This window comes from Jannaschia sp. L-14R (assembly GCF_056857695.1).
The window spans coordinates 212,553-223,804 of sequence record NZ_JBSXNP010000010.1 but is presented as its reverse complement, the minus strand read 5'-3'; the positions used below and the strand labels follow the sequence as shown (position 1 = coordinate 223,804).

At 55.9% G+C, this 11,252-nt stretch carries 12 protein-coding genes; 6 read left to right on the top strand and 6 right to left on the bottom strand.

Annotated features, from left to right (window positions below; all coding sequences use genetic code 11):
* Positions 1-33: 33 nt before the first annotated feature.
* The 5 genes from AC13C2_RS09445 to AC13C2_RS09425 form a co-directional block, all read right to left on the bottom strand.
* Positions 34-669: an aspartate/glutamate racemase family protein gene (locus AC13C2_RS09445; protein ID WP_482886660.1), complete on the bottom strand. Its 636-nt coding sequence runs from the start codon at positions 667-669 to the stop codon at positions 34-36.
* A complete protein-coding gene (locus tag AC13C2_RS09440; RefSeq protein ID WP_482886659.1) occupies positions 666-1,505 on the bottom strand; it encodes an ABC transporter permease in 840 nt (279 codons plus the stop codon). Before AC13C2_RS09440 ends, AC13C2_RS09445 begins: the two co-directional genes overlap by 4 nt.
* Before the next feature lies 1 nt (position 1,506).
* Positions 1,507-2,328, bottom strand: a complete 822-nt coding sequence (locus AC13C2_RS09435; protein WP_482887002.1) for an ABC transporter permease — start codon at positions 2,326-2,328, stop codon at positions 1,507-1,509.
* Between the two features lie 89 nt (positions 2,329-2,417).
* Positions 2,418-3,677: an ABC transporter substrate-binding protein gene (locus tag AC13C2_RS09430; RefSeq protein ID WP_482886658.1), complete on the bottom strand. Its 1,260-nt coding sequence runs from the start codon at positions 3,675-3,677 to the stop codon at positions 2,418-2,420.
* Between the two features lie 27 nt (positions 3,678-3,704).
* On the bottom strand, positions 3,705-4,691 hold the full coding sequence (locus tag AC13C2_RS09425; protein ID WP_482886657.1) for an ABC transporter ATP-binding protein: 987 nt from the start codon (positions 4,689-4,691) through the stop codon (positions 3,705-3,707).
* A 230-nt stretch (positions 4,692-4,921) separates the two neighbouring features.
* On the opposite strand from AC13C2_RS09425, the gene AC13C2_RS09420 reads away from it, so the two are divergent.
* Both AC13C2_RS09420 and AC13C2_RS09415 read left to right on the top strand, forming a co-directional pair.
* Positions 4,922-5,620, top strand: a complete 699-nt coding sequence (locus tag AC13C2_RS09420; RefSeq protein ID WP_482886656.1) for a GntR family transcriptional regulator — start codon at positions 4,922-4,924, stop codon at positions 5,618-5,620.
* On the top strand, positions 5,617-6,447 hold the full coding sequence (locus AC13C2_RS09415; RefSeq protein ID WP_482886655.1) for a GNAT family N-acetyltransferase: 831 nt from the start codon (positions 5,617-5,619) through the stop codon (positions 6,445-6,447). The genes AC13C2_RS09420 and AC13C2_RS09415 overlap by 4 nt, the downstream gene beginning before the upstream one ends.
* A gap of 567 nt (positions 6,448-7,014) precedes the next feature.
* On the opposite strand, the gene AC13C2_RS09410 is transcribed toward AC13C2_RS09415, so the two are convergent.
* On the bottom strand, positions 7,015-7,920 hold the full coding sequence (locus AC13C2_RS09410; RefSeq protein ID WP_482886654.1) for a LysR family transcriptional regulator: 906 nt from the start codon (positions 7,918-7,920) through the stop codon (positions 7,015-7,017).
* Between the two features lie 105 nt (positions 7,921-8,025).
* Here AC13C2_RS09410 and AC13C2_RS09405 point away from each other — a divergent pair, with 105 nt between their 5' ends.
* Genes AC13C2_RS09405 through AC13C2_RS09390 form a run of 4 tightly spaced genes read left to right on the top strand, consistent with a single transcriptional unit; the run spans position 8,026 to position 11,187 of the window.
* Positions 8,026-9,036, top strand: a complete 1,011-nt coding sequence (locus AC13C2_RS09405; protein WP_482886653.1) for a zinc-binding alcohol dehydrogenase family protein — start codon at positions 8,026-8,028, stop codon at positions 9,034-9,036.
* Between the two features lie 24 nt (positions 9,037-9,060).
* A complete protein-coding gene (locus AC13C2_RS09400) occupies positions 9,061-9,363 on the top strand; it encodes a DUF1330 domain-containing protein (protein ID WP_482886652.1) in 303 nt (100 codons plus the stop codon).
* A 50-nt stretch (positions 9,364-9,413) separates the two neighbouring features.
* Positions 9,414-10,385, top strand: a complete 972-nt coding sequence (locus AC13C2_RS09395) for an LLM class oxidoreductase (RefSeq protein ID WP_482886651.1) — start codon at positions 9,414-9,416, stop codon at positions 10,383-10,385.
* A gap of 1 nt (position 10,386) precedes the next feature.
* Complete coding sequence (locus AC13C2_RS09390) at positions 10,387-11,187, top strand: SDR family NAD(P)-dependent oxidoreductase (protein ID WP_482886650.1); 801 nt, start codon at positions 10,387-10,389, stop codon at positions 11,185-11,187.
* Positions 11,188-11,252 lie beyond the last annotated feature (65 nt).

Below are 11,252 nucleotides of genomic sequence, written 5' to 3'. Positions count from 1 at the left end.
CGGAAATATGTTGAATTACATTAGTCTGGCCCATCACACTTCGTTTGCAAAAATAGCTGCCGCGCGGACACCGTCTATCAGACGAATTTCGGAAGAGTATGCACTTCTTTGCTGAATATCCACCATGCCACCGCAACCAAGCACGACGGATCGGATGCCGTCTTCGCGTACTGCTTTATCAATCTCTGCGACGACTTGATCGCTAGCCGCATGGGCGTCCTGCTCAAGTGCCAAAACTGGAACGCCGCTTGCCCGCACCTTGCCGAGGTGGCCTGCTAAACCGTAGGAGCTAATATTAGCCTCCAGAATGGGCACGGAAATATCCAGCGTTGTGACAACAGAGAAACGTCCGCCAGCAACGGCTGCAAGATGATAGGCTGCTTGGCCGATGCCAATCACCGGACACTGCGCAAGATCACGCGCTGCATCAAGAGCCGTGTCGTCAAAGCAACCGATGATGATCGCAGACGCGCCTCGGTCAGAGGCTTTCGACACCAGTTCCAACAGCGGCCTTTCTGCCAGTTGGCCGTCCTCCACCCCTTGAATTGCGGGAGGACCTTCATGGGATGTCCACCCTTCAAACTCGGCCGTAGGAACAGTTTCCTGCGCGGTGCGCAGCATCGCGTCAGTCATCGAAACCGTACTATTCGGATTGATGAGAACGATCACAGCATCCCCTTGCCTGCATCTGACCCTGCGCGGGCCTTGCGGCGTGTGCTCCATAGCGCAAGGCATAGGAACAAGCCGATCACCAGCAGCGAGAAAACCGTCGTGAGGGTGCCTAAAGCATATAGAACTGGTGTGGTGACATTGGTTGTCATCCCGAAGATTTCCAGCGGCAATGTGTTATAGCTGCCCGCGGTCAGCAACGTACGCGCAAACTCGTCGTAGCTGAGAGTGAAGCCGAAAAGGGCAACACCAATCAGTGATGGCCCGATGATCGGCAGGACCACATGGCGTAGAGTCTGCCATGAGGTTGCGCCCTGATCACGGGCTGCTTCCTCATAGCTTTTGTCGAAACGGTTGAAGACTGCGAACATGATCAGCAAGCCGAAGGGAAGCGTCCATGTAAGCTGTGATCCGAATCCAGAGGAGGCCCAATGCACATTAAGCCCTGATTGGGAGAAGATCAGCCCGACGCCAAGCGAGATCAGGATGGACGGGATCACAAGCGAGGTTATGATCAGATAAAACAGAATGCCGGAGCCTCTGAATTTCTTCCGAAACGCCAGCCCACCCATGACCGACAGGACTACCGTAGTCACCATCACCATCAGTCCCAGCGCAAAGCTCCGGCGGAAGCTGCCCCAAATGTCGCCCACAGCCTGCTGTTCGAACAGATTGCGGAACCAGTGCAGCGAGGTGCCCCGCATCGGGAAGGTCAGCCCGCCACCTGGCCCTTGGAACGACAGGACTGCGATGGTGATCGTCGGCCCGTAAAGGAACAGCAGAAACAGCGCGAAAAAGGCGCTCAGGGCATAAAAGGACCTGGGGCGCGGCTCCATGTCAGAGCTCCTTCCTGATATCAACGAACCGCAGCAGGACGCTGATCACGATTAGCACAGTCAGCAGAAGGATCACAGCGGTGGCGGATGCAGATGGATAGGCCAGAAGCGCGATGTCATTGGAGATGAGCCGACCCACATTGGCCGACTGGGACCCGGACATGAACCGTACGGTGATGAAATCCCCCATCACCAGCGTGACGACAAAGATCGTGCCGATCATGATGCCCGGTTTTGTCAGTGGAATTATGACGTTCCACAAAATCTGCGCGCCGGATGCACCCGCATCGCGCGCCGCTTCGATCAGCGATTTGTCGATGCGCATCATGGTGTTGAAAATCGGGACCACCATAAACAGCGTGTAAAGATGCACAAAAGCCAGGATCACCGCAAAGTCGCTGAACAGCAGCCAGTCCAGTGGTTCGTCAATCACCCCCCACGAGATCAGCGTCGAATTGGCGATGCCATTGCGGCCCAAAAACGGAATCCAAGAGATCATGCGAATGATATTGGATGTCCAGAACGGGATGGTGCACAGCAGAAACAGGACGATCTGCCAGGTCAGGCTGCGCACATGAAAGGCGAGGAAATAGGCAACGGTAAAGCCGATGCCGAGGGTGAAGACCCACGTTATGAACGCATATTTGAACGTGTTGAAAAAGACCCGGTAGGTGACGTTTGATCCAAAGAGGAACTCGTAATTCTCAAGGTCAAATGCCGGGATGATCGAAAATTCCGTGGCCTGCCAAAAGCTGACCATGATGATCATCACGATCGGCAAAACCAGAAAAAACATCAGCACCGCCATGATCGGCAGAGCCATGAGCCATCCCACAAAGGTATTGTTCTTCAGCACATTACAGACTTTCGGGAGGGGTAGGACGGGCGCAAGCGCGCCCGCCCCCTTGATCATCAGGCCGAGATGAATTCGTTCCACTTGCGGACCATGTACTGGTTTTCGTCCATGACCGAGTTCCACGCCGCAACGGCACCCATGCGTTCCTCGAAGGAGCCGCCATCGCGGGTTTCGCCCGCCTTGGCCAGCGCGTCGCCGGTGGGAGAGGTGATGATGTCGGTGGCTTCCTTGCCTTCGAACCAGTAGCCCCATTCGTTTTCGGACATGAAGTTCTTGGACGTTTCCGGCACTGCCGAATAGTAACCCTGCCGCATCAGATAGCCGCCGACCCAGCCGTCGAGATACCAGTTGATGTATTCATAGGCCGCGTCACGTTCGAGGCCGGTCAGCGCTGCGGACAGGCCGAGACCGCCACCCCAGGAACGATAGCCTTCTTCGAGCGGCTGGTATACGCTCGGTACACCCTTGGCTTTTACGGCGGTGATGGCGGGCGACCACATGGACTGGATCACGACCTCGCCGGACGCCATCAGGTTCACGCTTTCATCGAAGGATTTCCAGAAGGCGCGGAACTGACCGTTCTTCTTGGCCTCGGTAAAGATGCCGATCGTCAGGTCGATCTCCTCACGGGTCATGTTGCCTTTGTCGGGGTATTTATACTCGCCCATGGATTCCACAACCATTGCCATGTCCATGATTCCAATAGAGGAAATGTCGAGTATCGACGCTTTGCCCTTGAATTCGGGATTCAGGAGTTCTGACCAGTTGTTGATAGGACGCCCAATCAGGTCAGGCCGGATGCCCAGAGTGTCAGCGTTGTAAATCGTCGGGATCAGCGTCATCCATCCGGACTCGTTGTCCACGAAACTTTTGCCTTCCGGCCCTTCGACAAACCCGACCGTATGGGGAGCGGTGCCTTGGGCGATGATGCTTTCGGGGGTCAATTTGCCATTGCGGAAAATACCGACGATCTTGTCGTAGTTCTTGATCTTGGACGTGTCCATCGCCTGCAGGTTGCCCGAGGGCCAGACCTTTTTGACAATCCAGTATTCAATGTCCGCTATGTCAAAGCTATTTGGCTGGGTGGCCGCACGTTGCGTCACACTATCAGAATCCAGTGCGGTCATCTCAAGCGTGAAGCCGAGGTCTTCTTTCACTTTGTTGGCAACATCATTGAGGTTCGACACGCCTGTGCCGAACTGGCGCAGTGTCACGTCCTTGATGTTCTGCGCCCAGATCATTGGCGCGCCGAGCGTTGTTCCCGCGGCAAAGGCGGCACCACCTTTAAGAACATTCCGTCTTGATACTTTGGTCATGTCTTTTCTCTCCATGTCAGATGAATTCTAGGCCGTAAGTTTGTGCAGATTTGCGTCATCCCAGATCACACCGACCTGATCGCCCGGGTTGAATGGATTATTGAAGAAAGTGCCTTCCGGGATCAGCGCGCTGATTTCCTGATCCCCGGCGATCCGCGCCGAAACCGAAACATGCGTGCCCTGATATTCGACCGCTGATATGTTGCCTCGCAACTTTCCTGTCTGACTTTGCAAAACGCCGACGGCATCTGTGCGGATGGCAAAGCGCCCCTCGGGGAGCGCGATCACGTTATGCCCGCCGATGAATTGAGCGACGAACGCAGTGGTCGGCGCGTTGAACACGTCGCGCGCACTGCCTGCCTGCTCAATGACTGCGTTGTTCATGACGACGATCTCATCCGCGAGGGCCAGTGCCTCGTCCTGTCCGTGGGTCACATGTACAAAGCTGATCCCCAATTCCCGCTGCAACTTGCGCAACTCACCCCGCATGCGGATGCGCAGGAACGGGTCAAGCGCGGACAGCGGTTCATCCAACAGCAGTACCTGTGGCCGCGTGATCAAGGCGCGCGCAAGGGCCACGCGCTGCTGCTGACCGCCGGAAAGCTGATCCGGCAACCGGTCGCTGAGGGCGCTAAGGTCCACCAGTTCCAGCATTTCGCCGGCCCTCTTCAACCGGTCCGCCCTGTTGTCACCACGCATCTTGAGGCTGAAGGCCACGTTGTCGGCAACGCTCAGATGCGGAAACAATGCATAGTTCTGAAACATCATGGCCGTGCCGCGCTTGGCCGGCGGCAGATCAGAGATGTCGGCGCCCCCTAGCAGGATGGACCCCTCTGAAACGGCCTCATGGCCAGCGATCATTCGAAGGGTCGAGGATTTGCCACAGCCCGAAGGCCCCAGAAGACAGGCGTATCCGCCCGGCTGGAACTTGTGGTTGATTGCATCCACGGCAACCGTTGCGCCGTAACGCTTTGTCACAGATATCAATTCGATTTCTTTGATCGGTGCGGTCATACTTCCCCCGGAGCGATGAGCCAGTGAAGTCTGCAGGCATGTTCCGACGCAATTTCGGTGGGTGCATTTCAGAACGCCCAAAGCGGTTCTGCTTAAAATTTCCGCGCTTTGTTCTTCTTGTGGTTAAACATTGAACACATTATTGTATACAATATTTGATTCAGTTTCGCGTGTGTGAGAACCTTGAGGCAGATGAAGGGCTCTGCCATGTGGGATGCGGAAGGAAAAATATGACCCGAGCCGCAGATTCGATATCAATGCCGCCTGCGACCAGCGATAGCATCGCGCAGGCGCTGTCGCTCGCCATCCACGAACACAGGATCGCGCCTGGCACGAAGTTGGGCGAGGATGAGCTATCCGAGATCTACGGGGTATCGCGCACGGTGGTACGCGCGTCTTTGCAGACCCTCTCGCACATCAAGCTTGTTGATATCAAACGCAACAAAGGGGCGTCCGTTGCATCCCCCTCTACGATGGAGGCCCATGAAGTTTTCGAAGCGCGAGAACTGCTGGAGCCTTGTACTGCACAAAGTGCCGCCAAACGTGCATCGCCTGCGGATATTGCGATGTTAGAGCGGCATATCAACGATGAACATGCGGCACTTGACGCAAATGATCCCGGCCGAGCGCTCTACCTTTCTGGTCTTTTTCACACCGAAATCGCGCGCATTGCACAGCAGGCAACAATTGCCGGATTCATCGAGGCGCTCATTGCAAGGTCTTCGCTGATTATTGCGCTCTACTGGCGACGCGAAAGCGCCCTTTGCGAAAAACACGCACATCACGCCTTGGTGCAGGCCCTGGCCGATCACAATGAAAAGCAGGCGGAGGAGTTGATGCGCAGCCATCTGGTTGATCTGCACTCAGCGCTTGATCTGCGAGAGCGCAATGCGTGCACAGTGTCTCTCAAAGATGCGCTTTCCTCATGACGATCCGCACGATGACCCTTGGAGATTTGCAAGAGGTCCTCGGTTGGGCTGGCGATGAAGGATGGAATCCTGGTCTGGATGATGCGAAGGCATTTCTTGCAGCCGATCCGCAAGGATTTCTGATAAATGAGGTCGGCGGCGAACGCGCCGCCGCGATTTCCGTTGTCAACCACGACCCCGGTTTTGCGTTCCTTGGACTGTACTTATGTAGGCCGCAGTTCCGTGGCCAAGGTCATGGTCTAGATGTCTGGCGCGAGGGGATTGCCCACGCAGGAGGGCGCAGCATCGGCTTGGACGGCGTGCCCGAGCAGCAAGACAACTATGCACAGTCAGGCTTTATAAAATACAGCAGCACTATCCGGTTCGAAGGACGGATTGATGCGGAACCAGATCCCAGAGTCCGACGCGCTTTACCAAATGAGATGGAAACGCTGATCGCCTGTGACGCAAAAGTATGCGGTATGAACCGGACGGCATTTGCAGAGGCATGGTTTGCCAGATCGCTAAATCGGCAGACTGTGGTTGTGACAGACGGGGGAGAGATCAAAGGATATGCGACTTTCCGGCACTGCAGTTCTGGCACCAAAGTCGGCCCTCTTTGCGCCGCCTCGCAAGCCGATGCTCAGGTCTTACTGGCGTCAAATCCATTTGCAGAATATGACGCGCCAGTCTTTGTTGACGTGCAGAAGCAAAGTCCAAGGCTTGTTGCAATGCTAAAAAACTGTGGTTTCGAACCGGTTTTTGAAACTGCCAGAATGTTTAGAGGCGCGCAGCCCGAAGCTAACCCCCCAGCGTTCCATGCTATAGCGACAATGGAACTTGGGTAATTGTACCAGGCCGCGTTTCTGACCAAAACAGCGGCCATTGGCGCAGACGCAGCGAATGCTCACAACGTCCGCAAAGCGGCCCTGCACGACACCCACTTTGAACGGCTGCTTGCCGCAAACTAGCCATCATCAATCGTTCGTCGCCGGTAAACACTATGCGGCCCCGACGAAACCGATCTCTGCCAGCACACCGAAATGCCCGCGACCGAGTGCGAAATCACGCGATCGAAACATGAACATGTACTGCACACGACGCCTAGCAACCAATTGAAATCAGGGCCTAATCGCTACCATCCATCATAGGGGCAATGGATAATCTCGCTGCCGCAGTGGCTGCGTCATTGGGCATTCCAAATTCTCCTATGGTCCGCGATCCGGTTTTGTGGGCCATATTGCACACATACTGCACACGAATTGGGGCAGTCTAGCCCACCGAGGTGAAGGCAGGAAAACGGCAGTGTTTGGGTGGGACAATATGGACCAGTGCACAGATTTTCATATCGCGGGACGACTGTGAATTTGCCGCGCCCTCTCCGAGATCCGCATAAAAAATTTATCTTCTCAAGTTCATTTTCCAATGAGTTGCCGCGCCGACAATCGTTCGACCAGAAAATCCATGAAACACCTGACTTTCGGCGTGAGCACGTTTGATCTTGGATAAATTAGCCAGAGCACCGACTGATCGTTCAATTGCCACTCAGGCAGGACCCGCACCAGCGCGCCTGCAGCAAGGTCGTGCGCGACGCTCCAAAGGGAGTTTATCGAGACGCCCATTCCGCTCCTCGTTGCAAGACGTTGGGATGTGCCATCATCCAAAACGGTTCGTGTCGTCATGTCGCCGGGGATGAGGCAGGCAGTATGACCATCTCGATGCACGATCTCGCGAGGCCCCATATCGGACCACGCGAGAAACCGGTGGCCTAAAAGATCCTCGGGCGAATTCGGCACTCCGAACCGGTCGAGATAGGCGGGTGCCGCGCAGAGAACGCGCGTATCATCTGCCAGTTTACGACCCATCAGGCTGCTGTCTTTCAGCGGCGCGTTGCGCAGGGCAAGATCAAAACTTCCGTCGATAATATCGAACCGCGTGTCGGAGAGCCGAAGGTCCAATGTTATGTCTGGGTAAAGGTTTTGAAATTCTGGCAGCAGCGGAATGATGTGAAGCTGGGCAAAACTGCTTGGGGCTGCAAATCGCAAAACGCCGCTTGGTCTAAGGGTGTCCTGCCCCAGTGCGGCCCGGCCTGCCTCTGCCTGCGCGATGATGTCTCTGGCATAGGGAAGAAACGCCGCGCCGTCCTGACTGAGCGATACCTTCCGCGTCGTGCGGTGGAGCAGTTCAACGCCCAACTCTTTCTCCAGCTTTGCCAAACGATTGCTCGACATTGCAGGCGCAAGGCCAAGGACCCGCCCAGCGGCTGTAATGTTCAACCGCTCGGCGACGGCTACGAAAAGACGAAGTGCCTCGAGGTCCATCACCCCATATTATATCAAAAATCAGAATTATGAAACAGTATGTGTGCCGTTTATCTCGAATATCTATCGATATATCTCTCCCCTCGAACAAGCACTGGAGAAATAATGAAAGCGATCGGTTACAAATATGCTGGCCCCGTGGATGGCAATGGCGCGTTGCAGATGATAGACATGCAATCCCCAAAGATTGGCCCACACGATCTGCTGGTTGCCGTCAAAGGTATCTCGGTCAACCCCGTCGACGTCAAACTGCGTGCGGCCCGCGCGCCGGAAGATGTCTCCGGTGTGTTGGGGTTCGATGCTGCGGGGACCGTGGTCGAAGTCGGGTCCGAGGTGTCGCGTTATGCCGTGGGTGACGATGTTTTCTACGCAGGTGACGTGACCCGCGCAGGGACCAATTCAGAGCTGCATGCCGTTGATGAACGCATCGTTGGGAAGAAACCCGCTAAACTCGACTTCGTCGAAAGTGCCGGACTTCCCCTGACATCCATCACGGCATGGGAAATGCTGTTCGACAGCTTTCGCCTGTCCGAGAATGCTGGTGAAGGTCAGAGCCTGCTTGTGATTGGCGGTGCCGGTGGCGTGGGGTCGATCCTGATCCAGCTTGCCAAGACTTTGACAAAGCTGACTGTCATCGCAACGGCATCGCGTTCTGAAACCGAAACTTGGGTTCGCAAGATGGGGGCGGATCATGTGATTGACCATCGCGGCGATATGGTCGCGCAGATCAAAGCCCTGGACCTGACGCCGACTTATGTCGCGGCGTTGACGGCTACCGATCAACACTGGCCTGCAATTGTCGAACTCATGGCACCGCGCGGGCACATCGCGCTGATCGACGATCCAGGGAACCTCGATATCGGACCCGCCAAACCCAAGGCCCTGACGATCTCGTGGGAATTCATGTTCACGCGTTCGATGTTTAAGACGGTCGACATCACCGTGCAACGTGATCTTCTTAATCGCGTTTCAGACATGATCGACGCAGGAACGCTGCAATCCACCGTAACCGAACGGGCTGACTCGCTCACCGTGGAAACTCTGACACAAGCACACAAGCTGCAGGAAAGCGGGCGCGTGATTGGGAAGCAGGTTCTTCCCGGACTGCCATCTTAACCCTGAAAAGAAAGAAATACTGTTATGATCTACTACTCCGTACTCGACGTGACCCCGACCAGCAAAGACTGGATTCCGGATTACCTTCCGAAAGCAAACGAACGTGTTGCAGCACATGGCGGACGCTACATTGCACGCACCGCAACCTTTGAACAGATGGAGGGTGACGCCCAAGCGGCGGGGCTGCGTATCATTATTGAATGGCCGTCCGAGAAAGCTGCAAAGGCCTTTATGGCGGACGAGGACTATGCACCGCACCTTGCCGAGCGGACCAAAGGGTCCGTCAGCCATCACTATTTGATTGCGGGCCAAGACGACCTTGCCTGAACCAGATGCGCTGCCTTTGAAGGGCAGCGCAAACCATCGGAGACAGTCACATGCGTGACGAGACAACCTTACACTTTCCGCAGATCAATCGCGGCTATGATGCGACGTTCCGTAACGGTCGGCTCAGCCTCGGTCTTGTCGTGCCAATTGCGCAATACGGGGCAAGTCCCGTGCCGGATATGACGGGTCATGTGGATCGCGTGAAACTGGCAGAGACGCTGGGGTTCAAGGCGGTTTGGTTGCGCGACGTACCGTTCAACGTGCCAAGCTTCAGAGATGCGGGGCAGATGTTTGATCCGTTCACCTATCTGGGTTTTCTGGCCGGACAAACGACCGATATTGCCTTGGGTGTGTCGAGCATCATCCTGCCCCTGCGCCATCCGGCCCATGTGGCCAAGGCCGCAGCCACGGCCGATGTCTTGTCCGGTGGCCGATTGATCCTTGGCGTCGCCTCCGGTGATCGTCCCGAGGAATACCCGGCGATGAATGCCAATTTTGAGGGTCGCGCGCAGGCGTTTCGCGACAGTTTTGACTATATCCGCGCGATGGGAGAGAGCGTTCCAAAGATTGCCAACGGATTCGGGGGGGTTGCGGCCCCGATTGATATGCTGCCAAAGCCTGCGGGATCGAGGCTGCCGCTGCTGATCACGGGATCAAGTCGGCAGTCTCCCGACTGGATTGCCGAAAACGGCGACGGCTGGATGACCTATCCGCGCCCGGGTATTGCGCAAAACCGCGTGCTAAACGATTGGCGTCACAACCTTGCGCGGCTGGGCCAGACCCCCAAGCCCGTCCTGCAGCCTCTTTATATTGACGTCGCAGTTGATCCCGATGAACCACCCAGCCCGATACATCTGGGCTTTCGATCCGGTCATCGGCCGCTCTTGCGGTATCTGAAGCAACTCGAAGACATTGGCGTCAATCATGTCGCCCTGAACTTGCGGTTCAGCACCGGTTCGATTGAAGCCACACTCACCCAACTTGCAGAGCACGTCCTGCCCGCGTTCCAAGAAGGAGAATAACATGACAAAGACCATTCTGATCACCGGCGCGACAGACGGCATTGGCCGCGCGACTGCACTGAAATTGGCGGAACAAGGCCACCGCCTGATCGTCCATGGTCGCAGCGCAGAGAAATTGGAGGCCGTGACGCAGGAAATTGGCTCAGGGGCAACAAGCGTTCAGGCGGACCTGTCGGACTTGTCCCAAGTTGTTTCCATGGTGCAAAAAATCAAAGCGTCTCACGATCAGATTGACGTCGTGATCAACAACGCAGGAGTGTTGAAACTGGCTGAACCGCACACGGCGGATGGGCAGGCGGATGGGCAGGATGTGCGTTTCGTGGTCAACACATTTGCACCTGCGCTACTTTCAGAGCTTTTGACGCCGATCCTCCCTAGCACGGGGCGGCTTGTACACCTTTCATCTGCGGCTCAGGCCCCGGTGGATATTGCCGCACTGGATGGCAAGCGGCGGTTGGATGATATGGAGGCCTATGCGCAAAGCAAGCTTGCCCTGACGATGTGGAGCCAGGATTTCGCCGCGCGTCATCCGGATGGTCCGGTCTCTGTCGCCGTGAACCCCGGATCGCTTTTGGCCACAAAAATGGTCAAGGAAGGCTTTGGAACGGCCGGTAACGATCTCAATATCGGGGTCGATATTTTGGTGCGCGCGGCCCTTTCAGATGACTTTGCAGACGCGTCGGGCCGTTATTTCGACAACGATAGCGGACGCATTGCGGCACCGCATCCCGATGCCGCAAATGCAGTCAAAGTCCGCGACGTTGTCGACGCGATTAACAAGCAAATCCATAATGTGTCTTAGACTTAGTAGGACCTACGTTCTTGACGCAGCACTTGAATAAATAAAGCCCTAAGAGATCGGTTTCT